The organism is Streptomyces cylindrosporus, assembly GCF_022698165.1.
In the GTDB taxonomy this organism is placed as follows: Bacteria; Actinomycetota; Actinomycetes; order Streptomycetales; family Streptomycetaceae; genus Streptomyces; species Streptomyces cylindrosporus.
Genome location: NZ_JALDAY010000012.1, coordinates 143338 through 166021 on the forward strand (window position 1 = coordinate 143338; position 22684 = coordinate 166021).

Genomic DNA, 22684 nt, shown 5'->3' on the forward strand with positions numbered 1-22684 from the left:
TCCGGATGCGGTACGACTCCCCGCTCGCCGCGGTCGGCAACACCCCCCTGGTGTGCCTGCCGCGGCTCTCGCCGTCCGCCGACGTCCGCATCTGGGCCAAGCTGGAGGACCGCAACCCGACCGGCTCGGTCAAGGACCGCCCCGCCCTGCACATGATCGAGCAGGCGGAGAAGGACGGCCGCCTCACCCCGGGCTGCACGATCCTGGAGCCGACCTCCGGCAACACGGGTATCTCCTTGGCGATGGCCGCCAAGCTCAAGGGCTACCGCATGGTGTGCGTGATGCCCGAGAACACCTCGCAGGAGCGCCGGGACCTGCTCGGCATGTGGGGCGCCGAGATCATCTCCTCCCCGGCCGCGGGCGGCTCCAACACCGCCGTACGCGTCGCCAAGGAACTCTCCGCCGAGCACCCCGACTGGGTGATGCTCTACCAGTACGGCAACCCCGACAACGCCGGCGCCCACTACGCCACCACCGGCCCGGAGATCCTCGCCGACCTCCCCTCCATCACCCACTTCGTCGCCGGCCTCGGCACCACCGGCACCCTCATGGGCGTCGGCCGCTACCTCCGCGAGAACAAGCCGGACGTGAAGATCGTCGCCGCCGAACCGCGCTACGACGACCTGGTGTACGGCCTGCGCAACCTCGACGAGGGCTTCGTACCCGAGCTGTACGACGCCTCCGTCCTCACCACCCGCTTCTCGGTCGGCTCCGCGGACGCCGTCACCCGCACCCGCGAACTCCTCCAGCAGGAGGGCATCTTCGCGGGCGTCTCCACGGGCGCGGCCCTGCACGCGGCGATCGGCGTCGGCAACAAGGCGGTCAAGGCGGGGGAGCCCGCCGACATCGCGTTCGTCGTGGCCGACGGCGGCTGGAAGTACCTGTCGACGGGCGTGTACACGGCCGCGACGACCGAGGAAGCGATCGAGACGCTCCAGGGCCAGCTCTGGGCGTGAGGTCCTAAGTCGCGAGGTCCTAAGTCGCGAGGTGACGGACCTGGTCCCACAGCACCGGGTCCACCACCCCCACCCGCCGCCGGAACTCCCACACGGGAACCTCGCGCAACTCGTCGGTCTCCAGGAAGCTGGCCCGCCCCCTGGCATCGCCGACGGCCCCCGGCGGCAGCGGGATCACCCCGGCCCGCTCGTCGTGGTACTTGCTGGTGATCTTCGCGACCGTCGCCCGCTCCCCGTGCACCACCAGCACCAGACACGGCCGGTCCTTCGTCCCCGGCCCGTCCTCGAACGGCACGTTCGCCCACCAGATCTCCGCCGGCTTGGGCCGCCCGCCCCCGCCGCGCGGTCCGGGCCGCCCCGGCGGCCGGGTCCGCCGCCCCGCGGGCCGGCGCCCGCGCCCCCAGCCGTCGACGAGCGTGGCGACCAGCGCGAGCAGTACCACCGCCGCGAGCGCCAGCCACCAGGACGTGTCCATACGACGACGTTACCGGCGCGCGCCCGCAGCCGCGCGCCCTCTCTCACACCTCACACGCCCCGCTTCCAGCCGAACCGGTGACACCACAGGTGAGTTCGCCCACAACGGCCCCTGGCGGAGGAGCGACGGGGGGTTTTGCGCCTTACGCTCGACGGACCGCACGACCCCCGTCTCCTTCCCAGAAAAGTCCCGCCAGCGGAGGTTTCTGTTTCATGAAGCTCACCGTCGTCGGCTGCTCGGGGTCGTTCCCGTCCGCGGAATCGGCCTGCTCGAGCTACCTCGTCGAGGCCGACGGCTTCCGGCTGCTCCTCGACATGGGCAACGGCGCCCTTGGCGAGCTGCAGCGCCACTGCGGTCTCTACGACCTCGACGCGATCTTCCTCAGCCATCTGCACGCCGACCACTGCATCGACATGTGCGCGTACTTCGTCGCGCGCTACTACCGCCACGACGGCGGCCGCTGCGACCCCATCCCGGTCTACGGCCCCGAGGGCACCGAACACCGCCTGACCACGGCCTACGCCGACACCCCCACCGCCTCCTCGATGAGCGAGGTCTTCGACTTCCACACGGTCAAGCCGTCGACGTTCGAGGTCGGCCCCTTCACCGTGCACACGGAGCGGGTGGCGCACCCGGTGGAGGCGTACGCCATCCGCGTCGAGCACGCCGGCAGGTCGCTGACGTACTCCGGGGACACCGGAGTGAGCGAGGCCCTGACCGAACTCGCCCGCGACACCGATCTGTTCCTGTGCGAGGCCGCGTTCACCCACGGCAAGGAGAACATCCCCGACCTGCACCTCAACGGCCGCGAGGCAGGAGAGACGGCGACCCGCGCGGGCGCCCGCCGCCTGCTCCTCACCCACATCCCCCCGTGGACCGACCCCCAGGTCAACCTCACGGACGCCCGGGCGGTGTACTCCGGGCCGGTGGAACTGGCGACGCCGAGGCGGTCGTACGAGATCTGAACAGGCCCGGGCGGATTCCCGCCGCGGAATCCGCCCGGGCTGGTTCAGGATGTGGCGTCGGGTGCCTCGGCCAGTACTCGGGCGAGCTGCGTGAAGTCCTCCTTCACTCCGTGACCGGCGCTGCGGGCGACCGCCTTGCGGTAGGCAGGGAGCACCGCCTCGTAGCGGCCGCCGGCCAGTGCGAGCGTCGCTTGCAGCTCGAACAGGCGGCCCATGAGGTGCCGGTCGGCGAGTTGTTCGTCCGCCTCGACCGACGCGATCGTGTCGACGAGGGTCGAGAGCCGGCCCAGCAGTCGGCTCGACTCGAACAACGTGCGGTAGTAGGTGGCCTCCACCGTCCGCCCGGCCGCGCTCAGCAGAGCGGTGTACGTCAGGAGGGCGTCGGTCTCGCCGAGCCGGAGGGCCAGCTCGCACAGCAGGCTCCAGGAGTCGACGATCCGCTCGGTGCGATAGCCGGGCGGCCCGGGCGGGACGACGTCCCCGGCGGCTTCGGCCAGCCGCCGGAACGCCGAGCGCAGTTCCGTTTCGGAGGCCGTCCGGCGGTCGAGGCCGTCGCGGACCTCGTAGTAGACCCACTTGGGGTTGTCCGGTTCCTCGGCCCGGGCCAGCTGATCGAGTCTGACGTAGAGCTGCCGTTTGCCTCGTCGCTCGATCACCTCCGGCAGATACCCGGTGTGGTCGAGGCGCACATCGACCTGGACGCGCTCCGGGGCGCGGCCTTCGGCGTCATAGGGGTGCTCATGGACACGCCCACGGAAGCGCAAGGGGCCGTCCGCCCGCAGGACGCGCTGGGTGTTGGTGTACGCCGGACCGCCCTGGTCGGCGATCACCGGCGAGACGACGAAGTCGCGGGTGCCGAGCAGGAAGTCGAGCACGGACAGGGCCCGCCGCAGCCGGCCCGAGTGTTCGGGCGCCAGCACCTCGTCGGCGTCCACGTACCACAGCCAGCCCTCGTCGACCTCGTCGAAGGCCAGGTTGCGTTGCCGTGAGAAGTCGTCGGCCCAGGGCGCGGAACGGATCCGCGCGTCGGCCCGGGCCCGCAGCGCTCGCTCGACGGTGGCGTCGGCGGATCCGGAGTCGATGAGCAGGCAGCGGTCGGTGTCCTCGGCGAGTGCGGTCAGACAGCGGGCTATGCGTTCCTCCTCGTCCTGGGTGAGTACCACCGCGGTCACCGGGCGAGGGCGGTACGACGCGTACGCCTCCGCCAGCCCGGCCGCGTCCGTGGACGGCAGTGGCGCTGCCGCCAGCCCCGGCGACACCGAGGCGATCAGCGCGAGGTCGGAGGCGAACCGGGAGGTGGGAACGGCCCCGGGTACCTGGAGGAGGCCGAGCAGCTGGGAGAGCTTCATCGTGGGGCCGGGCTTTCTGCGCAGAGGTCGGGGGACGGGCCGAGGGAGTGCTCCAGGTCGAACACGACGTCCCCGACGTGCCCGTGCGAGACCATGACCTTGGTCCCCTTGACGGCGCGGAGCGCCGTCCAGATCCGGTCGAACGTGTCCCGGTCGATGCCGCTGAAGGACTCGTCGAACAGGTAGACCTGAGGGCCGTGAAGCACCGCGCGGGCGATCGACAGCCGCTGGATCTGGCCCCGGGACAGGCCCGCGCCCGATTCGCGCACCGGCTCGTCCAGGCCGTCGTGCAGACCGTCGAGAACGTCCAGGAAGCAGGCGACGCGGCAGGCCTCCAGGATATCCGCGGTGCTGTGCGGGACGCCTAGAGTCAGGTTCTCGCGCAGGGACGCGGTCAGCAGGACCGGGTTCTCCGGGACGTACAGGACGTGGTGCGGCAGTTCGGCGGCCGGCACCCGGGAGATCTCGGCCCCGCCGATCGTGATGCTGCCGCCGTAGCCGGAGTGGACTCCCGCCAGTAGGGCGAGGAGGGTGCTCTTCCCCGAGCCGTTGGCGCCGCCCAGTAGCATCCTCGTGCCGTACGGGATGGCGAGGTCGAGCCCGGTGAACGTGTCGTGCCGGGCGCCGATATGGCGGAAGCGAAGGCCACGGATCGTGATGTCGGCGGGTTCCAACGGTGTCTCGGCCCGGTCGGCGGACACGGCCGGCCGGACGTCCTCCTGCTGCAGGACCACGTCCCGGTAGCGGCCCAGCGCGGCGGAGGTGCGCTGGGCGGTGACCTGGAGGGAGGCCACAGAGTCCATGGCGCCCAGGAAGTAGCCGGCCATGGTCAGGAAACCGAAGACCTCGCCGACGGTGAGCGAGCCGGAGAGCATCCGGCTCAGACCCGCCCAGGCGGCCACCACCGTGAAGACCGTCTGGCTGCCCGTCTTGATCACCGAGTTGACGTTCTCCAGCCGACCGAGCCGGGTCTCCGAGTCGATTCTGCGGTGCAGTGCCCGCCGCATCCGTTCGAAAGCGAAGTCACGTCTGCCGTAGCTGGTCAACTCCGTCTGCCCACGCAGGGAGTTGAGGGTTTCCGACTTCAGGGTGGCGTCCCGCTGGAGTGCTTCCGCGGCGGCATTTCTTATGTACGGGAAGAGGATCAGGGAGCTGAGCACGTTGATTGCGGCGGGCGGAATGAGGAAGAGGAAGAGTGCCGGTCCCGTTACGAGCAGATAGCCTCCGACCGAGAAAACGACACACAGGTCGATGGCCGCCCGCACCGAGGCCGCTGTGACCAGTTGCTGGATCTCCTGCACATCGTCGATCCGGCTCACCAGATCACCGGCCCGGCGGCTCTTGAGGTAATGGGCCGGAAGTCGCAGGAGTTTGTGCAGATAGCGTTCGGACAACCGCTGTTGCAGCGATTGGCTCAGCGTAACGATGGCGCGGCCGCGCAGATACTGGACGCCTACTGCGACGAGGGCTATGCCGATGAACTCCGCGGACATGAGAGCCAGCCCCCGCCGGGAACCGTCCCGCAGCACGCGGTCCACTGCCAGCTGCACGAACAGGCTGTTGAGCAGCGCCACCAGTGCCACGACGACGGTCGCGGCCAGGATCAGCGAGAGCCGTCCGCGGTGGGCGCGCACGCTCTGCCACAGCAGACCACGCGCAGCCGACGCCCTGACCCTGGCGCCGAGTGGCAGCCGTGCCGAGGGCCGGTCGGTGACCAGGGCCTCCCCGTGGAAGACTTCGGCCAACACCTCGGGTGCGACTCGCATCGGCCGGTGCAGCAGGGGGTCGCCGATGACGAAGTGACCGCTGCCGGTGACTTCGTGGACCACCACGAAGTGTCGGTCGCCGTCCTCGTCCAGCAGCACGACCGCGGGTCCCGCCACTCGCACGGCCTGCGCCAACTGGCCCGTGTCCAGCCGCAGCAGCTCGCTGTCGACGCCGTACCCGCTCAATACCTCCCGCAGGCGCAGCAGGTTGGAGCCGCGCTCACCGAGCCCCGTGGACTCGCGCAGCAGCGCCGCGTCGACCGCGGTGCCGTGCCGCAGGAGGACGGCGCGCAGACAGGCCGGGCCGCAGTCGGTCTCCCCCGACTGATGGGTGTGGTAACGCTGCCACTTCACCGAAGAACTCCCGGACGGGGATGGCTGGACGAGAAGAGGGCGCGCGCCCGCCTCCGGGAGAGGCGGGCGCGTATCCGTGCTACAGCTTGTCGCAGCCCAAGGACTTCCAGAGCTTGTAGTAGTCCCCGTAGCTGCACGACAGCGGATTTCCGATCTGCGCGAAAATCCATTCGCACTGGGCCCGGCTCGGCTTCTTGCCCTCGCCCGAGGCGGCGGCTGCCTCTTCGTCGGTAAGTGCGGCGAACTTCAGGTCGCGCAGAGCTTGAATGCTCATTCTTTTCCCCACTTGTTGTCGGTCACAGCCCTGATGGGCGTGGTCCAGACCTTAGGTGTGAAAATCGGAGCTGATCAAGGCCGGCCAGTGGGTGAGCATGGTCACTGGAGCGCACGGAACGGAAATTGCGTCTTCCTGCAGGAGGTTTTCCGTGCATCTCCCTGCGCGGGCACGCCGAATTCCCCGGCCCGTGCGGGCGCGGGGAATCCGGCTTCGTTCGGGTTGTCGGGTGCCCTACTTCGCCTCTGCCTTCTGGAGTTCGGCGAGCTCCTCGTCGGATTCGCGGCCCGGGGTGGGCAGGTTGAACCTGATGATCGCGAAGCGGAAGACGACGTAGTAGACGACGCCGAAGCACAGGCCCACCAGGGCCAGGCCCCACGGGTTGCTCGCGATGCCCAGGTTCAGGAACCAGTCGATCGCGCCCGCCGAGAAGCCGAAGCCGTCCCGCATGCCCAGCGACCAGGTCAGTGCCATGGAGATGCCGGTGAGGACCGCGTGGATGGCGTAGAGGGCGGGTGCGATGAACATGAAGGTGAACTCGATCGGCTCGGTGACGCCGGTGACGAAGCTGGTCAGCGCGAGCGAGAGCATCATGCCGCCGACCACCTTGCGGCGCTCGGGACGGGCGCAGTGCACGATGGCGAGACAGGCGGCGGGCAGGCCGAACATCATGATCGGGAAGAAGCCGGTCATGAACTGGCCCGCGGTCGGGTCGCCGGCCAGGAACCGCGCGATGTCACCGCTCTTGCCGTGGTAGTCACCGGCCTGCAGCCAGGGGAACGAGTTCAGCAGGTGGTGCATGCCGATCGGGATCAGCGCACGGTTGGCGACACCGAATATGCCGGCGCCGATGGCACCCGAACCCACCAGCCACTCGCCGAAGTTGTGCAGACCTGTGCCGAGGACCGGCCAGATGTAGCCGAAGACGATGCCGAGCAGCACACCCGCGAGCGCCGAGAGGATCGGCACCAGTCGTCGGCCGCCGAAGAAGCCCGCCCAGTCGGGCAGCTTGGTGCGGTAGAAGCGCTGGTAGAGCAGGGCGACGACGAGGCCCATCACCACACCGCCGAGGACCTTGGCGTCCGCCGGGGCGTCCACCATGACGACCTTGCCGTCGACGGCCGTCGCCACCTTGGGCAGGTTCTTGTCGGTGAAGGTGCCGAGCACGTTCTTGAAGACCAGGTACCCGACGACCGCGGCGAGCGCCGTGGAGCCGTCCGACTTCTTGGCGAAGCCGATCGCGATACCGACCGCGAACAGCAGCGGCATGTTGTCCAGGATGGCGTTGCCGCCGGCCGCCATGAAGCCGGCGATCTTGGTGAAGAAAGCGGGGAACTCCGGGCGGCCCAGCATGTCGGTGTTGCCGAGGCGCACCAGGAGTGCGGCGGCGGGCAGCACGGCGACCGGCAGCATGAGGCTGCGGCCGATGCGCTGCAGCACGGCCATCACGCCGGGGCCTTTCTTCTTCTCGGCCGCGGGAGCGGCGCTGGCCGTGGTCACAACTTCCTCCAGGGGGCAGAGCGCCGCCCGGGGACAGGGTGGGACGGCGGCGTCGCTGGTCTAAACCACTCAGTGGTGTAGACCTGTTGTAGCAGATGAAGTCCGCATAAAGGAACCCGCGAATCCGGCTACCGGAGCGCTACGCGCCGTACACGGCGAAAGGCCCCCGGACCGGTGGTCCGAGGGCTGGTGTTGTCGCTGCTGAACGGCCCCTGTCAGGCCTTGGTGACGTCCTCGCGCTCCTCCTCCGGCTCCCGGCCGGGGGTCTTCAGGTCGAATCTCGTGATCGCGAAACGGAAGATGACGTAGTAGACGGCCGCGAAGCACAGGCCGATCGGAATGATCGCCCAGGGTTTCGTCGCGAGGTTCCAGTTGATGATGTAGTCGATCAGCCCGGCGCTGAAGCTGAAGCCGTCGTGCACGCCCAGCCCCCAGGTCACCGCCATCGACACCCCGGTCAGCAGCGCGTGGATCGCGTACAGCAGCGGGGCGATGAACAGGAACGAGTACTCGATCGGTTCCGTGATGCCGGTGACGAACGACGTCAGCGCGACCGAGAGCATCAGGCCGCCGACCTCTTTGCGACGGCTCGGCCTGGCGCAGTGCGTGATGGCCAGGGCCGCTGCCGGCAGCGCGAACATCATGATCGGGAAGAACCCGGACGTGAACTGACCCGCGTTCGGATCGCCCGCCAGGAACATGTTGATGTCACCGTGCACGACCGTGCCGTCCGGCTTCGTGAAACTCCCGAACTGGAACCAGATGGGCACGTTCAGGAACTGGTGCAGGCCCACGACGAGCAGCGCGCGGTTGGCGACGCCGAACACACCCGCGCCCCAGGCACCCGCGTCGCTCAGCCAGTTGCTGAAGTTCTCCAGCCCGTCACCGATCGGCGGCCAGATCCACAGGCACAGCGCCGCGAACACGATCGCGACGAACGCCATGATGATCGGGACGAGCCGCCGCCCGTTGAAGAAGCCGAGCCAGTCCACCAGCTTCGTACGGTGGAACCGCACCCAGAAGAAGGCCGCCAGCAGCCCCATCACGATGCCGCCGAAGACCCCCGGATTCTGGTACGTGAACGCCGCCACCGTCCCGTCCGAGGCCTGGCAGCCGATCCCCGCCACCGCCTTCGCCCCGCCCACGCAGTCCTTCGGGAACTGCCGCAGCACGTTGTAGTAGACGAGGAACCCCGCGAGCGCGGCGAGCGCGGTCGAGCCGTCCGCCTTCTTCGCCATGCCGATGGCCACGCCCACGCAGAACAGCAGCGGCAGCCCCAGCGAGCCGTCCAGCAGCGCGCCGCCCGCGCCCGCCATCACCTTGGAGACGTTCGTCCACCCCAGCCCGTCGTCCCCGAATACGTCGGGCTGGCCGAGCCGGTTGAGGATGCCCGCGGCCGGCAGTACCGCGATGGGCAGCTGGAGGCTGCGGCCCATCTTCTGCAGGCCCTGGAACGCCGACTGCCACCGTCGGCGCGCGGGAGGGGTCTCGGTGGTGTCCGCGCTCATCAGTTGGCGACCGCCCGTCAGGTGGTGTAGACCAGTTACGACGATTGGGATGCTGTGACGTCAGCTTTCGGTACGCGCGGCGCAATCGCTCGTGAAGTTGGGCCAACTGTGCATGAGGAGAGCGAAATGGCCAGCAAGGCAGAGAAGATCGTCGCCGGACTCGGTGGCATCGAGAACATCGAAGAGGTCGAGGGCTGCATCACCCGCCTGCGTACCGAGGTCGTCGACGCCGGCAAGGTCGACGAGGCCGCCCTCAAGGCCGCGGGCGCGCACGGCGTCGTCAAGATGGGCACCGCCATCCAGGTCGTCATCGGCACGGACGCCGACCCCATCGCGGCGGAGATCGAAGACATGATGTGAGGCCGGAGGGTCCGAGGGCTCCTTCCCGCCACGGGAGGGGCCCTTTCCGCATGTGCCGATAGGCTCGACGGCATGTCTCGAATCGACGGCCGCACCCCCGAACAACTCCGCCCGATCACCATCGAACGCGGCTGGAGCAAGCACGCCGAAGGCTCCGTCCTCGTCTCCTTCGGCGACACCAAGGTCTTCTGCACCGCCTCCGTGACCGAAGGCGTCCCCCGCTGGCGCAAGGGCAGCGGCGAGGGCTGGGTCACCGCCGAGTACTCCATGCTGCCCCGCGCCACCAACACCCGCGGCGACCGCGAATCGGTCCGTGGCAAGATCGGCGGCCGTACGCACGAGATCTCCCGCCTCATCGGCCGCTCCCTGCGCGCGGTCATCGACTACAAGGCGCTCGGCGAGAACACGATCGTCCTCGACTGCGACGTCCTGCAGGCCGACGGCGGCACGCGCACGGCGGCGATCACCGGCGCGTACGTGGCCCTCGCCGACGCCGTCGCCTGGGCGCAGGGCAAGAAGCTGATCAAGGCCGGCCGCCAGCCGCTCACCGGCACCGTCTCGGCGGTCTCCGTCGGCATCGTCGGCGGAGTGCCGCTCCTGGACCTCTGCTACGAGGAGGACGTCCGCGCCGACACCGACATGAACGTCGTCTGCACCGGCGACGGCCGCTTCGTCGAGGTCCAGGGCACGGCGGAGGCGGAGCCCTTCGCGCGCGAGGAGCTCAACGCCCTCCTCGACCTGGCGGTCACCGGCTGCGCAGAACTCGCCGTCCTCCAGCGCAAGGCCCTTGATACGGTCCTCGAAAAGTAAAGGGCGCACCAAGAAAAGGCGGTCGGCCGGGCAACCCCCGACACCTTCGGGGGCGTCCCTATGAATGCGGGCGCACGGCACACCACCGTGCGCCCGACCAGTACGGGGGGCCTTTCGGGCCTGGACAGGGAGGAACCACAGTCATGGCCGGGAACGCGAACCGGGGCCGAGGGGGCCGCGGGGGCCGCCGTATCGCCACCACTCTCGCCGCACTCGCGGCAGTCGGCCTGACGGCCGGTCTCACCACCGGCTGCGACGCCGTCGACAAGGCCCTGGACTGCGTTCAGACCGCCGACACCATCGCCGACAGCGTCACCGCGCTCCAGCAGGCCGCGGAGAACGCGGCGAACGACCCGACCCAACTCGACGAGTCCCTCGCCACCATCGACAAGAACCTCGACAAGATCGGCGACAAGACGGACAACGCCGACGTCAACAAGGCGGTCGACGATCTCGACCAGGCGGTCTCCAACGTCCGCACGTCGATCAAGAACGGTGACAACACCCCCGACATCAGCCCGGTGACGGACGCGGCGGGGGAGCTGACGAAGGTCTGCACCTCGTAATCACCGACGGTCGGGCCCTAATACTGTGGGCCCATGACCCGCTTGATCCTCGCCACCCGTAACGCCGGAAAGATCACCGAGCTCAGGGCGATCCTCGCCGACGCAGGACTCGCCCATGAGCTGGTCGGCGCGGAGGCCTACCCGGACATCCCCGACGTCAAGGAAACAGGGGTGACGTTCGCCGAGAACGCGCTCCTCAAGGCCCACGCCCTCGCCCGGGCGACGGGCCTGCCCGCCGTCGCCGACGACTCCGGCCTCTGCGTCGACGTCCTGAACGGCGCCCCCGGAATCTTCTCCGCCCGCTGGGCCGGCCGCCACGGCGACGACAAGGCCAACCTCGACCTGCTCCTGGCCCAGCTCTCGGACATCGCCGACGAACACCGCGCCGCCCACTTCGCCTGCGCGGCGGCGCTCGCGTTGCCGGACGGCACGGAACGGGTGGTCGAAGGCCAACTCCGGGGCGTCCTGCGCCACACCCCGACCGGCACGAACGGCTTCGGCTACGACCCGATCCTCCAGCCGGAGGGCGAGTCACGCACGTGCGCGGAACTGACCCCGGCCGAGAAGAACGCGATCAGCCACCGGGGGAAGGCGTTCCGGGCGCTGGTGCCGGTGGTTCGGGAGCTGCTGGGCTGAGCATGCAAAAAGGCCCCGCATCTGCGGGGCCTTCCTGTGGGCCCGGTGGGACTCGAACCCACGACACACCGGACCTAAACCGGCGCCCTCTGGCCAGCTGGGGTACGGGCCCGCAGCGCCGCCTACCTTACCGGCCCTCGGGAGTCGGTATGCGGCCGGATCGATTCGCGAAGGTGTCGGTCTGGCTGTGGCATGAAGGGCACAGATACCGGAGGTTTTCGCGACGGTTGTCCAGCGGGTCACCGTTGATGTGATCGATCTCCAGGACCAGGCGCCTGCCCTGCCAGATGTCGTCCATGCCGCACTCGGCGCAGACGTGCGGCACACCGAGGTCGTCCAGGGCACGTCGCAGCAGGGCGGTCTTGGTGCGGCTCGAGCCCGGCTCCTCTCGTCGCAGGATCTGGTCGGCAGACTTTCGGTGCCGCGAAGCGGACCCACGAAAGTGGCCTTGGCCGGTGAAGTGATCAGTGGCGATGCCGTGTGCTTGCAAACTGCGCCTTACTCGTGCGCGGGCAGCGCCATTCGTGTCGCGGTAGCCGAGGATCTTGACTAGGCCGCTCATGCTGGTGGCGCGGGCGGCCGCCGATGCGAGAACGTCCCGGGGAAGATCCTCGAGGCTGTGTCCGCCGCCACGTGTGAAGTGCGATGTGTCGATGCCGAATTGGTCGAGTCGCTTTTTGACGAGCCAATAAGGACTGTCCTCCGGCGGATAGCCCAGATACTCGAACATCTCGCGGATGCTGTGCGAGCGGGCTGCCGCCTCTTCCAGCAGCTCGCGCGCATAGGACCGTTTTGCCCGGGGTGGCAGCGGCTCTTCGACGAAGTGCGAGGTGTCGATCCCATAATGCTCCAGCCTGTTGCGCAGGTAGCGCCGAGGGCCGCTGCCCAATGTCGTGCCCAGCCGTCGCATCAGGTCCACCAGGCTGGTGGAGACGGCCGCGGTCCTCGACAGCACATCCTTGGTGTACTTGGTAGTCGTCATGCGCCCCTCCGCCTCTGGCGGCCCCGGTAAGTGTCGGTCGCGGCATGACAGTTGGGGCACAGCAGCCGTAGATTCTCCGGGCGGTTGTCCCACCACTCGCCGCTGATGTGGTCGACTTCGAGGCGAAGTGGCTTGCCATTCCACTCCGGCCCTGTGTCGCATACGACGCACACTTCACGGACTCCGGTGCGCAGGAGCGCGCGGAGCAGCCGTTCACCGGGGACCCTTCCGTCCTCGGGGCTGCGCAGGGTGAGCGTGCCGCCGAGCGATCCCTTCGGGCGGCCTTGGCGCGCCGGGGCGAAGTGGGAAGTGTCGATTCCGAGCGTGGCGATGCGGCGACTGATGTGCGTTTGGTTGCCGCCGACCTGGCTGATTCCTAGGTGGCGCACGACGTCCTTGATACTGGTCGACACCGCCACAGCCGCTCGTAGGCGCTCTTCCGTGTGCCGGACCTGGTTCGTGCCGAGGTGCGAGACGTCGATGCCGGCCTCGGCCATCTTCTCGCGCAGGTAGCGCCTGCTCCCGGGAGTCGGTCTGCCGCCGCACCAGCGGACGGCGTCGTCGATGTGCCTCGTCTCGCGGGCCGCTTCCTCCAGCAGTTCGCGGGTGTACCTGACAGCCATGCCCCCTCCGTCCCGGCCGCGTGTTCGTGGCCCGTACGGAGTAACGAACTGCTTGTCGGACAGTCACTCCCGGAACGTAAAGCGGCCCGCACCAGGCGATCCTCGTGCGGGCCGTTCGAAGGGCAGACGGGGACGGGGTGTCAGATCCCCAGGTCCTTGATGATCTTCGCCACGTGGCCCGTCGCCCGGACGTTGTAGAGGGCCCGTTCGACCTTGCCCTGTTCGTCGACCACGATCGTGGAGCGGATCACGCCCATGTAGGTCTTGCCGTAGTTCTTCTTCTCGCCGTACGCGCCGTACGCCTCCGTGACCTTCTTGTCGGGGTCGGCGGCGAGGGTGACCTTCAGGGACTCCTTCTCGCGGAACTTCGCCAGCTTCTCCGGGGGGTCGGGGGAGATGCCGATGACGTCGTAGCCGGCGCCGGCCAGGACGTCGAGGTTGTCCGTGAAGTCGCAGGCCTGCTTGGTGCAGCCGGGGGTGAGGGCCGCCGGGTAGAAGTAGACGATGACCTTGCGGCCCTTGTGGGCGGAGAGGGACACGTCGTTGCCGTCGGCGTCCGGGAGGGTGAAGTCGGGGGCCACGTCCCCGGGCTGGAGTCGCTCGCTCATCGGACCAGCGTAACCGGGGGTCCTGACAGTGCGGGCGCGGCAGGAACTGACAGACTGTCCAGAACACCACACCATCGCCTGACTTCGGAGGCCCCACCGTGGCGGACACGTCGGACACCAGAACCCCGGCGCAGATCGAGGCGGACATCAGGCGCCGCCGTGACGTGCTGGCCGAGACCCTCGACGAGATCGGCGTGCGCGTGCACCCGAAGACGATCGTCGGCGACGCCAAGGCCAAGGTCGTGTCCAATATCGATCACACGCTGGGCCGGGCGTACGTCGGCGTCAACAAGGCCGTCAGCGATGTGAAGGACCGGTTCGTGGACGAGGAGGGCGCGCCGAGGCTGGAGCGGATCGTGCCCGTCGCGCTCGTCGTGGTCGGGGTCGTGGGGCTGCTCGCCTTCGGTACCCGACGGCGCAAGAGCTGAATGAGAGTTGTAGGTTCGAGGGCGTGAGCGCCAACAGAAACGAGCACAGCGGCAGCCAGCACGACAAGCTGCCGATCCGGATGCTGCACGACCGGGTGCTGGTCAAGCAGGAGACCGGTGAGGGCGAGCGGCGGTCCGGCGGGGGCATCCTGATCCCCGCCACCGCGGCGGTCGGACGGCGGCTGGCCTGGGCCGAGGTCGTCGCCGTCGGCCAGAACGTACGTACCGTCGAGCCCGGCGACCGCGTCCTGTTCGACCCGGAGGACCGTGCCGAGGTCGAGGTGCGGGGCGTGGCGTACGTGCTCATGCGCGAGCGCGACCTGCACGCCGTGGCCGCCGACCGCTTCGAGGGCTCCGAGGACACGACGGGCCTGTACCTCTGAATCAACGGTCCAAAAGGGCTGGTGACCACCGTCACCAGCCCTTTTTGTCGTTTCTTTGCTAGCTTTGAAGGTGCCATCCCGACGAGACGCGCCGTACCGGGAGAGCCGAACAGGACAGGACGACCAGGACAGCAAAGACGACGCACCCGATCTGTCCGTCATGTGTTTCGGAGGTGCGTCATGGCCTGGGTTCTGCTCGTCGTCGCCGGTCTGTTGGAGGTCGGCTGGTCGATCGGCATGAAGTACACGGACGGGTTCAGCCGTCTCGTGCCCAGCGTCCTCACCGGTGCCGGCATCGTCGCCAGCATGCTCCTGCTGTCGTACGCCGCCAGGTCCCTGCCCATCGGTACCGCCTACGGCGTCTGGGTCGGGATCGGGGCCGCGGGGGCGGCGGTGCTCGGCATGGTGGTGCTGGGGGAGCCGGTCACCGCCGCTCGGATCTTCTTCGTGTGTCTGCTGCTGGTCGCCGTGGTGGGGCTGAAGGCGACCTCCGGTCACTGACCGGTCACTGGCCTCTCACTGTCTGCGGCTCGTCGACTGTGGGCCCGCCGTGCCTGCTGTCGTCCCGCCCGTGTCCGTGCCGGTCGTGCCGCCGGTCGTGCCTCCCGTGTCCGTGCCGGTCGTGCCCCCGGTGGTGCCGCCCGTCGCCGTGCCGCCGGTGGCGTCGCCCGTCGTGCCGCCGGTCGTCGTGCCGCCCGTGGTCGTGCCGCCCGTGGTGCCGCCGGTCGTGTCGCCGCCCGTCGTGGTGGTCGTCCCGCCCGTCGTCGCGCCGCCGTTGTCCTGGCCCTGGGTCTGGCCGCCGTTGTCCTGGCCGCCGTCCGTGGTCGCGCCGCCGTTGTCCTGGCCGCCCGTGCCGGGCTGGGACGGCTCGACGCTCGGCGGCGCGGTCTGCTCGGCGCCCGCCTGCAGCTGCAGGTCGAAGTCACTGACCGGCTTCCCCTTCAGCGCGGCCTTCGTGTACTGCGCCCAGATCTGGGCCGGCGGGCCACCGCCGTTGACGCGCTGCAGGCCCATCGCGCCGTACAGCGGCTCGTGCTGGGCGTTCACCGGGTTCTGGCCCATGACCGACACGACCGTGGCGAGGTCGGGGGTGTAGCCCGCGAACCAGGCCGCCTTGTCGTCCTCCGCCGTACCGGTCTTGCCCGCGGCCGGACGGCCCGCCGCCTGCGCGGCGGTCGCCGTGCCGTTCTCGACGACGCTGCGCAGGATCGAGGTCGTGGTGTCGGCGGCCTCCCGGCTGACGGCCTGGTCGCCGGTGCTCTTCGGCAGCTCCATGACGTCCTTGCCGTCCTTGGTCACCGAGTCGATCATCGTGTACGTGCCGTGCCTGCCATGGTTGGCGAGCGTCGCGTACGCCTCCGCCATGTCGAGGACGCTCGCGGTGTTCACGCCGAGCGCGATGGACGGCGTCGCGGTCAGGTCCGGGGTGTCGGAGGGGATGCCGAGGCTGATCGCGGTCTGCTTGACCTTCTCGGGGCCGACGTCCACCGCCATCTGCGCGTACACCGCGTTGACCGACTTGTCGGTGGCGGTACGCACCGTGATGTTCCCGTACGACGTCTGGTCCTCGTTCTCCGGCGCGTACGTGCCGCCGGACCAGCCCTGCACCGGGCGCTTGTTGGTGCCGTCGTAGTAGGTGTTCGGCGTGATGATCTCGCCGTCCTGGGTCTCCGAGTGGTTCTGGACGGCCGAGGTGAACACGAACGGCTTGAAGGTGGAGCCGACCTGGAAGTCGCCGCGGGTCGCGCCGTTCGTGTACTGCTTGACGTAGTCGATGCCGCCGTACATCGCGACGACCTTGCCGGTCTTCGGGTCGACCGAGGCGCCGCCCGCGCGGACGTAGTTGTCGACCTTGCGGTTCTTCTTGTCGAGCTTGTCCATCACCTGGTCGTTCACCGCCTTCACGAAGGCGTCCTGCTTGTTCTTGTCCAGGGTGGTGGTGATGCGGTAGCCGCCCGCGGCGAGCTCGTCACTGGTGACGATCTTGTTGGTGGTGAGGTAGTCCTTGACCGCCTGCACGATGTAGCCGCGCTGCCCGGACATGCCGGTGGAGACGGTCTGCTCCTTCGGCATCGGGAACTTCAGCCCGGCCCGCTTGCTCTCGCTCAGCCAGCCCTTCTTGACCATGCCGTCCAGCACGTAGTTCCAGCGGGCCACCGCCGCCGCCTTGTTCTCCGGGTGCGCGATGACGTCGTACTCGCTCGGCGCGTTGACCAGCGCGGCGAGGTACGCGGCGTGGGCCGGGTCGAGGTCGGTGGCGTCCTGGCCGTAGTAGGCCTGGGCGGCGGCCTGGATGCCGTACGCGTTGCGCCCGAAGTAGCTGGTGTTGAGGTAGCCCTCCAGGATCTCGTCCTTGGACTTCTCGCGGTCCAGCTTGATCGAGATGAAGAACTCCTTCACCTTTCGGGTGACGGTCTGTTCCTGCGCCAGGTAGTAGTTCTTGACGTACTGCTGGGTGATCGTCGAGCCGGACTGCTTGCCCTTGCCGGTCGCGGTGTTCCAGCCGGCCCGCAGCATCGCCTTGGGGTCGATCGCGGACTCGCTGTAGAAGTCGCGGTCCTCGGCGGCCAGTACGGCGTGCTGGGCGTCCTTGGAGACCTGCGCCAGCGTCACGTTCTCCCGGTTGATCTCGCCGTCGCGGGCGATCTGGGAGCCGTCCGCGTACAGGTAGACGTTGGCCTGCTTGGTGGCGAGCGCGTTGGCCGGCGGGATCTTCACCAGCGAGTAGCCGAGGAAGAACAGGCCGATCAGCAGCAGTATCCCGACCACGAAGGTGCCCAGCACCATCCGCCAGGTCGGGATGATCCGCCGCCAGCCCGTGCGCTTGGGCCGCTTCGGCTTCTTGCCGCCGGGTTCCTGGGGTCCGCCCGGCACGGCGGGCCCCTGCGGTTCCCTCGGCGCCCAGCCCTCCGGCTGGGGTGCCTGCTGCGGCTGCGGCTCGTCGCTCATGTCGTGCACGGACTCCTGTTTTACGTGACTTCTGTGCCGTACGTTCCCGTACGCCCTCGTACGCCTTCTGCGCCCCCTCTTGAAGACTCTCGCACCAAGCGTTCCGTTCCCGGATCACGGCACGCTTCGGGTCCGGAAAATGCGTGGCGTGCGTCACGGGCCGGGCAGTAGGCTCCTGCGCTTCGGTGTCGGCGGGCCGAGGAGGGCTGTGGTGTGGGCGCGGGACGGTTGTACGTCACCGTCGCGGCGGGCGGATTCAGACGGTACGCGACGTATCGGGCGGCGACGGCGGCGGGGGTGTTCACCAACACCGTCTTCGGCGTGATCCTCGTCTACACGTATCTCGCGCTGTGGGACGAGAAGCCGCACCTCGGCGGGTACGACCAGGCGCAGGCGGTCACCTATGTATGGCTCGGGCAGTGCCTGTACGCGACCCTCGCCATCCAGGGCGGCGGCGCCGAGAAGGACCTGATGGACCGCATCCGCACGGGCGAGATCGCCGTCGACCTGTACCGGCCGGCCGACCTCCAACTGTGGTGGCTGGCAAGCGACTTGGGGCGCTCGCTGTTCCAGCTCCTGGGCCGGGGCGTGGTCCCGTTCGCGTTCGGCGCGCTGTTCTTCCCGATGGCGCTGCCCGCCGGGGCCGGCCCGTGGCTGGCCTGTCTGGTCGCGCTGCTGCTGGCGATGGTGGTCAGTTTCGCGATCCGGTACCTGGCCGCGCTGAGCGTGTTCTGGCTGCTGGACGGCATGGGTGTGTCGCAGGCCGTGATGATCGCCGGGGTGTTCTTCTCCGGCATAGTGCTCCCGCTGAACGCCTTCCCGGGCGCCTTCGGCGACCTCGTGCAGGTGCTGCCGTGGGCGGCGCAGATCCAGATGCCCGCGGACGTGCTGATGGACGAGATCGACCCGTGGCGGGCGTTCGCCTTCCAGGCGGCGTGGGCGGTCGTCCTGCTGGCGGCCGGGCGGCTGCTGCAGTCGGCGGCGACCCGGCGGGTGGTGGTCCAGGGTGGGTGAGCGGGGCAGGCTCGCCGAAGGGCTGCGGGCCTACTGGCTGATCGCCGGGATGTGGGTGCGGTCCGCGATGACGTACCGCACCTCCTTCGTCGTCACGATGTGCGGCAACGGACTGATGACCGCCATGGACTTCGTCGCGATCCTGCTGATGTACGCGCAGATCGACTCGCTGGGCGGCTGGACGCTGCCCGAAGTCGCCTTCCTGTACGGCCTGTCGGCGACCTCGTTCGGAATCGCCGACCTGGTGCTCGGCTCCATGGACGTGCTGGGCGCCCGGATCCGCGACGGCTCCTTCGACACGCTGCTGGTGCGGCCCGCGCCGGTGCTCGCGCAGATCGGCGCCGACCGCTTCGCGGTGCGCCGGCTGGGCCGGATCACCCAGGGCGGGGCGGTACTGGGCTGGGCCCTGGCCGCCGTGGACATCGACTGGACGCTGCCCAAGGTGCTGCTGGTGCCGGTGATGGTGGTCAGCGGCGCGGCGATCTTCTGCTCGCTGTTCGTGGCGGGCGCGGCCTTCCAGATCCTCGCGCAGGACGCCTCCGAGGTGCAGAACGCGTTCACCTACGGCGGTACGACACTGCTGCAGTACCCGCCGACCGTGTTCGGCAAGGACCTGGTGCGCGGGGTGACCTTCATGCTCCCGCTCGCCTTCGTCAACTGGGTGCCCGCCTCCTACGTGTTGGGGCGGCCGTACCCGCTGGACCTGCCCGAGTGGGCGGCCTTCGCCCCGCCGCTGGTGGCCGTGGCGTGCTGCGCGGCGGCCGGGCTGGCGTGGCGGGCGGGGCTCGGGGCGTATCGGAGTACGGGGAGTTAGTGATGGACGCTTTCATTCAGCTCGACCGCGTCGAGAAGGTCTTCGAGGTCCGCAAGAAGGCGGGCTTCCTGAAACGGGAGCGGCGGCAGGTACGGGCGGTCGACTCGATCTCCTTCACCGTGGCGCGCGGCGAGATGGTCGGCTACATCGGGCCGAACGGCGCCGGGAAGTCGACGACGATCAAGATGCTGACGGGCATCCTGACGCCGAGCGCCGGCCGGCTGCGGGTGGCGGGCATCGATCCGTCGCGCGAGCGGACGCGCCTCGCGCACCGCATCGGGGTGGTGTTCGGGCAGCGTACGACCCTGTGGTGGGACCTGCCGCTGATCGACTCGTACAAGCTGATGCACCGCATGTACCGCATCCCGGACGCCCGTTACCGCGACAACCTCGACCGCTGCGTCGAACTCCTCGAACTGGGCGGCCTGTTGGATGTCCCGGTCCGCCAGCTCTCCCTGGGCCAGCGGATGCGCGGCGACATCGCGGCGGCGCTGCTGCACGAGCCCGAGGTGCTGTACCTGGACGAGCCGACGATCGGACTGGACGTCATCTCCAAGGCCAAGGTGCGTGGTTTCCTGCGGGAGTTGAACGACGAGCGGGGCACCACGGTGCTGCTGACCACGCATGACCTCCAGGACATCGAGCAGCTCTGCTCCCGGGTGATGGTCATCGACCACGGGCGGCTCATGTACGACGGCGCGCTCGCCGGGCTGCACGAGGTGGGGGAGAGCGAGCGGACGCTGGTGGTGGACCTGGAGCGGGAGTTGCCGCCGATCGACGCGGCGCCCGCGTGGGTGGTGAGGGTGGAGGGGCCCCGGCAGTGGCTGGCGTTCCCGGCGGCCGAGTCGGCGGCGCCGCTGGTGGCGCGGATCGCGGCGGAGTACCCGCTGGTGGATCTGTCGGTGCGGGAGCCGGACATCGAGGCCGTGATCGCGAAGATGTACGCGGGTTCCGCTCCGGGGCAGGCCGAGAAAGCGGTCTCGTAGCCTCCCGCCGGGGGAACTCGTAGGCTGCTGTACATGACCGACGACGCAGACGCAGTCCCGGAACTCCGCGCATCGGACGCCGACCGTGAACGAGTCGCCGAGGTCCTGCGGGACGCCCTCGCCGAGGGGCGTCTCGACATGGAGGAGTTCGAGGAGCGGCTGGAGGCCACGTACAAGGCCCGGACGTACGGCGAACTGACGCCGATCACCCGGGACCTGCCGGCCGCCGGGGTGGCCGTACCCCCCATCTCGCTGGTCAAGGAGCCGGTGGCGAGCGGGAGTTGGGCGAGCCGGATCACCGGCGGCGAGGGCTCCTCGACATGGGCCGTCGCCGTGATGTCCGGGTTCCAGCGCAAGGGGCGGTGGACCGTGCCGAAGCAGTTCAACTGCTTCGCGTTCTGGGGCGGCGGCGAGATCGACCTGCGCGAGGCGAACTTCGCGGACCACGAGGTCGAGATCAACTGCGTCGCCATCATGGGCGGGGTGAACATCATCGTGCCGCCCGGCGTCGAGGTCGTGGTGCGCGGCATCGGGATCATGGGCGGCTTCGACCACAGCGAGGAGGGCGTGCCGCCGGAGCCGGGCGCGCCGCGGGTGATCGTGAACGGGTTCGCCTTCTGGGGCGGGGTCGGCGTGGAGCGCAAGCTCACCAAGGAGGAGCGCCGCCGCCTGAAGGAGGAGCGGCGGCAGGGCAAGCTGGACCGCAGGCAGTCCGTCCGGGAGCTCCAGGAGGACTACCGCGAGGACGTGATGGACGCCCACCGCCGCATGCTCGAAGGCCACCGGGACCTGCTGAGGGAGCGGCACGACGAGCGCCGCGAGCGGCAGGAGGAACGGCGCGAGCGGCACCGGGAGCGCAGGGACCGGCGGCGGTACGACGACTACTGAGCCGGTCCCCGGACCGTTACAGCTCCGCCGGCGCCGAGCCCTTGAGGTCCTTCAGGTCGAAGACGCCCGCCATCCGCGCGTAGCCCTTGTCGCTGGGGTGCAGATGGTCGCCCGAGTCGTAGTCGGCGCGCAGCTTGCGCGGGTTGTACGGGTCCCTCAGCGCCTTGTCGAAGTCGACCACCGCGTCGTACACCCGCCCCGAGCGGATCTCGGCGTTGACCTGTTCCCGTACCGCCTCACGGGCCTGGCTGTAACCGCGGTGGCCCTGGAAGGGCATGAGGGTCGCGCCGACGACCTTGATGCCGTGGGCGTGGGCCTGGCGGACCAGGGTGCGCAGACCGGCGACGATCCTGTCGGGGTCGGCGACCCGCGGGTTGCGCAGGATGTCGTTGACACCGAGGTCGACGATCACGACCTTGACGTTGGTGCGCGAGAGGACGTCCCGGGAGAAGCGGTCCAGGCCGCTCTGGTTGTCGGCGGGGCGGCCGAGGCCGCCCGCGAGGACCTGGTTGCCGCTGATGCCCTGGTTGACGACGCTGTAGCGGGGCAGGTCCCGGCCGGACTCGACCGCCGTGCGCAGCCGCTGCGAAAGGACGTCCGTCCAGCGGTGGTTGGCCCCCAGCGTGGAGGTGATCCCGTCGGTGAGCGAGTCGCCGAACGCCACCACCGTGCCGTCGGCGTCGTGGCTGAGCACGTCGACCGCGGTGACGTACCGCCAGAACGGGGTCTGCTCGGTGTACGCGGCGCCGGTGACGTCCTCGGTGAGGTCGCCCTGGGCGACGTACGAGATCTGGCGTGCTCGCGGGTGGTAGGTGACCGGGCCGGACGCGGTGGGGGAGTACGTCGTGACCAGCAGGTCGCTGCCCTGCGGGACGACGATCCGGACCGCGTCGCTGAGGACCTGCCGGCCGGCCGGGACGACGACCGTGGTGTTGCCGTCGAACGTCAGCCGCCGCATGGTGTCGGCGGTGGCGGCCGCGGTGCCGGAGGCGGCCGCGACGGCGATCGACGCGTGCGTGATGGTCAGTGCCGACTGGCCGTAGAGGTTCGAGAGGGTGATACGGGCGCTGGTGCCGCCCACGCTCATGTGCACGACGTTGCGGACCGAGCGGCCGGCCATTCCGGTCGTCTCGGTGCCGGGCTCGGCGCCCGCCGGGGACGCGGACCAGGCGCCGACCCAGATGCCGGTGGAGGCGGGGGCGGCGCCGGCGTTGCCGAGGGCGGTGGTGCTGGTGCCGGTGCTGCCGTCGTCGGCCGCTATGCCGACGTATATAGCGGCGGAAAGGCCAACGATCAGGGCGATGATCGCGGAAAGCAGGGCATAACCGTGTCGCCTGGTCATGCGGTGGCGGTTCTCCTCGGGCGAGTGGGAGCCCGAGGCTCCGAAGTGATCATCCCAATGATGCTTCACGGGATGAGGGGTAGTTGAACAGGACCCCCCATTGGGTCACCGGAGTTCGCGAGAGCTTCCCCCTCCGTACAGACGCCGG

Annotated in this window: 24 protein-coding genes and 1 tRNA gene; 13 read left to right on the plus strand and 12 right to left on the minus strand. The window is 69.3% G+C overall.

The window, feature by feature from the left end; translation table 11 throughout:
• Positions 1–5: 5 nt before the first annotated feature.
• A complete protein-coding gene (locus MQP27_RS35675) occupies positions 6–956 on the plus strand; it encodes a PLP-dependent cysteine synthase family protein (RefSeq protein WP_242773020.1) in 951 nt (316 codons plus the stop codon).
• A gap of 19 nt (positions 957–975) precedes the next feature.
• Here the strand turns inward: MQP27_RS35675 and MQP27_RS35680 are convergent, their stop codons facing one another.
• Positions 976–1431 (minus strand): type II toxin-antitoxin system PemK/MazF family toxin, encoded by a 456-nt coding sequence (locus tag MQP27_RS35680; RefSeq protein ID WP_242773022.1) that lies wholly within the window; start codon positions 1429–1431, stop codon positions 976–978.
• A 212-nt stretch (positions 1432–1643) separates the two neighbouring features.
• Here MQP27_RS35680 and MQP27_RS35685 point away from each other — a divergent pair, with 212 nt between their 5' ends.
• Positions 1644–2396, plus strand: a complete 753-nt coding sequence (locus MQP27_RS35685; protein ID WP_242773024.1) for an MBL fold metallo-hydrolase — start codon at positions 1644–1646, stop codon at positions 2394–2396.
• A gap of 44 nt (positions 2397–2440) precedes the next feature.
• Here MQP27_RS35685 and MQP27_RS35690 read toward each other — a convergent pair whose 3' ends face one another.
• From MQP27_RS35690 to MQP27_RS35710, 5 genes are all read right to left on the minus strand, one after another.
• Positions 2441–3745 (minus strand): glycosyltransferase, encoded by a 1305-nt coding sequence (locus MQP27_RS35690; RefSeq protein WP_242773027.1) that lies wholly within the window; start codon positions 3743–3745, stop codon positions 2441–2443.
• On the minus strand, positions 3742–5865 hold the full coding sequence (locus tag MQP27_RS51495) for a peptidase domain-containing ABC transporter (protein ID WP_242773029.1): 2124 nt from the start codon (positions 5863–5865) through the stop codon (positions 3742–3744). Before MQP27_RS51495 ends, MQP27_RS35690 begins: the two co-directional genes overlap by 4 nt.
• A gap of 79 nt (positions 5866–5944) precedes the next feature.
• Positions 5945–6139 (minus strand): hypothetical protein, encoded by a 195-nt coding sequence (locus MQP27_RS35700; protein WP_242773031.1) that lies wholly within the window; start codon positions 6137–6139, stop codon positions 5945–5947.
• A 234-nt stretch (positions 6140–6373) separates the two neighbouring features.
• Positions 6374–7639 (minus strand): PTS transporter subunit EIIC, encoded by a 1266-nt coding sequence (locus MQP27_RS35705; RefSeq protein ID WP_242773034.1) that lies wholly within the window; start codon positions 7637–7639, stop codon positions 6374–6376.
• Between the two features lie 215 nt (positions 7640–7854).
• Positions 7855–9147 carry a PTS transporter subunit EIIC gene (locus tag MQP27_RS35710; protein ID WP_242773035.1) on the minus strand — a complete coding sequence of 431 codons (1293 nt, stop codon included), beginning with the start codon at positions 9145–9147 and terminating at the stop codon, positions 7855–7857.
• A gap of 126 nt (positions 9148–9273) precedes the next feature.
• Here MQP27_RS35710 and MQP27_RS35715 point away from each other — a divergent pair, with 126 nt between their 5' ends.
• The 4 genes from MQP27_RS35715 to rdgB all read left to right on the plus strand — a co-directional run bounded on the left by MQP27_RS35715 (position 9274) and on the right by rdgB (position 11519).
• Positions 9274–9507: a PTS sugar transporter subunit IIB gene (locus tag MQP27_RS35715; RefSeq protein WP_242773036.1), complete on the plus strand. Its 234-nt coding sequence runs from the start codon at positions 9274–9276 to the stop codon at positions 9505–9507.
• 72 nt (positions 9508–9579) lie between these two features.
• Positions 9580–10317 (plus strand): ribonuclease PH, encoded by a 738-nt coding sequence (gene rph / locus MQP27_RS35720; protein ID WP_242773037.1) that lies wholly within the window; start codon positions 9580–9582, stop codon positions 10315–10317.
• A 143-nt stretch (positions 10318–10460) separates the two neighbouring features.
• Positions 10461–10883: a hypothetical protein gene (locus MQP27_RS35725; RefSeq protein ID WP_242773038.1), complete on the plus strand. Its 423-nt coding sequence runs from the start codon at positions 10461–10463 to the stop codon at positions 10881–10883.
• 33 nt (positions 10884–10916) lie between these two features.
• The gene (gene rdgB, locus MQP27_RS35730; protein ID WP_242773039.1) at positions 10917–11519 is read left to right on the plus strand and encodes an RdgB/HAM1 family non-canonical purine NTP pyrophosphatase; all 603 of its coding nucleotides are present in this window, start codon (positions 10917–10919) and stop codon (positions 11517–11519) included.
• Positions 11520–11556: 37 nt separating this feature from the next.
• Here rdgB and MQP27_RS35735 read toward each other — a convergent pair.
• The 4 genes from MQP27_RS35735 to bcp all read right to left on the minus strand — a co-directional run bounded on the left by MQP27_RS35735 (position 11557) and on the right by bcp (position 13732).
• A tRNA-Leu gene (locus MQP27_RS35735) sits at positions 11557–11631 on the minus strand.
• 15 nt (positions 11632–11646) lie between these two features.
• A complete protein-coding gene (locus MQP27_RS35740) occupies positions 11647–12501 on the minus strand; it encodes an HNH endonuclease (protein WP_242773040.1) in 855 nt (284 codons plus the stop codon).
• Entirely contained in the window at positions 12498–13124 is a 627-nt protein-coding gene (locus tag MQP27_RS35745) for an HNH endonuclease signature motif containing protein (RefSeq protein ID WP_242773043.1), read from the minus strand. The genes MQP27_RS35740 and MQP27_RS35745 overlap by 4 nt, the downstream gene beginning before the upstream one ends.
• Before the next feature lie 140 nt (positions 13125–13264).
• Positions 13265–13732: a thioredoxin-dependent thiol peroxidase gene (gene bcp, locus MQP27_RS35750; protein WP_242773046.1), complete on the minus strand. Its 468-nt coding sequence runs from the start codon at positions 13730–13732 to the stop codon at positions 13265–13267.
• Between the two features lie 98 nt (positions 13733–13830).
• On the opposite strand from bcp, the gene MQP27_RS35755 reads away from it, so the two are divergent.
• The 3 genes from MQP27_RS35755 (at position 13831) to MQP27_RS35765 (ending at position 15044) form a co-directional block, all read left to right on the plus strand.
• The gene (locus MQP27_RS35755) at positions 13831–14160 is read left to right on the plus strand and encodes a DUF3618 domain-containing protein (protein ID WP_242773049.1); all 330 of its coding nucleotides are present in this window, start codon (positions 13831–13833) and stop codon (positions 14158–14160) included.
• 23 nt (positions 14161–14183) lie between these two features.
• Positions 14184–14543, plus strand: a complete 360-nt coding sequence (locus tag MQP27_RS35760) for a GroES family chaperonin (RefSeq protein WP_242773052.1) — start codon at positions 14184–14186, stop codon at positions 14541–14543.
• Positions 14544–14723: 180 nt separating this feature from the next.
• Positions 14724–15044, plus strand: coding sequence for a DMT family transporter (locus MQP27_RS35765; protein WP_242773055.1), 321 nt, complete (start codon positions 14724–14726; stop codon positions 15042–15044).
• 15 nt (positions 15045–15059) lie between these two features.
• Here MQP27_RS35765 and MQP27_RS35770 read toward each other — a convergent pair whose 3' ends face one another.
• On the minus strand, positions 15060–17492 hold the full coding sequence (locus tag MQP27_RS35770) for a transglycosylase domain-containing protein (RefSeq protein WP_242773058.1): 2433 nt from the start codon (positions 17490–17492) through the stop codon (positions 15060–15062).
• Positions 17493–17705: 213 nt separating this feature from the next.
• Between MQP27_RS35770 and MQP27_RS35775 the strand changes: the two genes are divergently transcribed.
• Genes MQP27_RS35775 through MQP27_RS35790 form a run of 4 tightly spaced genes read left to right on the plus strand, consistent with a single transcriptional unit; the run spans position 17706 to position 21194 of the window.
• On the plus strand, positions 17706–18506 hold the full coding sequence (locus MQP27_RS35775; protein ID WP_242773060.1) for an ABC transporter permease: 801 nt from the start codon (positions 17706–17708) through the stop codon (positions 18504–18506).
• Positions 18499–19320: an ABC transporter permease gene (locus MQP27_RS35780; RefSeq protein WP_242773062.1), complete on the plus strand. Its 822-nt coding sequence runs from the start codon at positions 18499–18501 to the stop codon at positions 19318–19320. Before MQP27_RS35775 ends, MQP27_RS35780 begins: the two co-directional genes overlap by 8 nt.
• 2 nt (positions 19321–19322) lie before the next feature.
• On the plus strand, positions 19323–20306 hold the full coding sequence (locus MQP27_RS35785; protein ID WP_242773064.1) for an ABC transporter ATP-binding protein: 984 nt from the start codon (positions 19323–19325) through the stop codon (positions 20304–20306).
• A gap of 33 nt (positions 20307–20339) precedes the next feature.
• Positions 20340–21194, plus strand: coding sequence for a DUF1707 SHOCT-like domain-containing protein (locus MQP27_RS35790; RefSeq protein ID WP_242773067.1), 855 nt, complete (start codon positions 20340–20342; stop codon positions 21192–21194).
• A gap of 16 nt (positions 21195–21210) precedes the next feature.
• Here the strand turns inward: MQP27_RS35790 and MQP27_RS35795 are convergent, their stop codons facing one another.
• Entirely contained in the window at positions 21211–22536 is a 1326-nt protein-coding gene (locus MQP27_RS35795) for an SGNH/GDSL hydrolase family protein (RefSeq protein WP_242773070.1), read from the minus strand.
• Between the last annotated feature and the right edge of the window lie 148 nt (positions 22537–22684).

Coding starts and splice junctions, on each gene's coding strand:
- MQP27_RS35680 (WP_242773022.1), bottom strand. CDS start 1,431: ATGGACACGTCCTGGTGGCTGGCGCTCGCGGCGGTGGTACTGCTCGCG.
- MQP27_RS35685 (WP_242773024.1), top strand. CDS start 1,644: ATGAAGCTCACCGTCGTCGGCTGCTCGGGGTCGTTCCCGTCCGCGGAA.
- MQP27_RS35745 (WP_242773043.1), bottom strand. CDS start 13,124: ATGGCTGTCAGGTACACCCGCGAACTGCTGGAGGAAGCGGCCCGCGAG.
- MQP27_RS35715 (WP_242773036.1), top strand. CDS start 9,274: ATGGCCAGCAAGGCAGAGAAGATCGTCGCCGGACTCGGTGGCATCGAG.
- rph (WP_242773037.1), top strand. CDS start 9,580: ATGTCTCGAATCGACGGCCGCACCCCCGAACAACTCCGCCCGATCACC.
- MQP27_RS35700 (WP_242773031.1), bottom strand. CDS start 6,139: ATGAGCATTCAAGCTCTGCGCGACCTGAAGTTCGCCGCACTTACCGAC.
- MQP27_RS35785 (WP_242773064.1), top strand. CDS start 19,323: ATGGACGCTTTCATTCAGCTCGACCGCGTCGAGAAGGTCTTCGAGGTC.
- MQP27_RS35675 (WP_242773020.1), top strand. CDS start 6: ATGCGGTACGACTCCCCGCTCGCCGCGGTCGGCAACACCCCCCTGGTG.
- MQP27_RS35710 (WP_242773035.1), bottom strand. CDS start 9,147: ATGAGCGCGGACACCACCGAGACCCCTCCCGCGCGCCGACGGTGGCAG.
- MQP27_RS35795 (WP_242773070.1), bottom strand. CDS start 22,536: ATGACCAGGCGACACGGTTATGCCCTGCTTTCCGCGATCATCGCCCTG.
- bcp (WP_242773046.1), bottom strand. CDS start 13,732: ATGAGCGAGCGACTCCAGCCCGGGGACGTGGCCCCCGACTTCACCCTC.
- MQP27_RS35770 (WP_242773058.1), bottom strand. CDS start 17,492: ATGAGCGACGAGCCGCAGCCGCAGCAGGCACCCCAGCCGGAGGGCTGG.
- MQP27_RS35740 (WP_242773040.1), bottom strand. CDS start 12,501: ATGACGACTACCAAGTACACCAAGGATGTGCTGTCGAGGACCGCGGCC.
- MQP27_RS35790 (WP_242773067.1), top strand. CDS start 20,340: ATGACCGACGACGCAGACGCAGTCCCGGAACTCCGCGCATCGGACGCC.
- MQP27_RS35690 (WP_242773027.1), bottom strand. CDS start 3,745: ATGAAGCTCTCCCAGCTGCTCGGCCTCCTCCAGGTACCCGGGGCCGTT.
- MQP27_RS35725 (WP_242773038.1), top strand. CDS start 10,461: ATGGCCGGGAACGCGAACCGGGGCCGAGGGGGCCGCGGGGGCCGCCGT.
- MQP27_RS35765 (WP_242773055.1), top strand. CDS start 14,724: ATGGCCTGGGTTCTGCTCGTCGTCGCCGGTCTGTTGGAGGTCGGCTGG.
- rdgB (WP_242773039.1), top strand. CDS start 10,917: ATGACCCGCTTGATCCTCGCCACCCGTAACGCCGGAAAGATCACCGAG.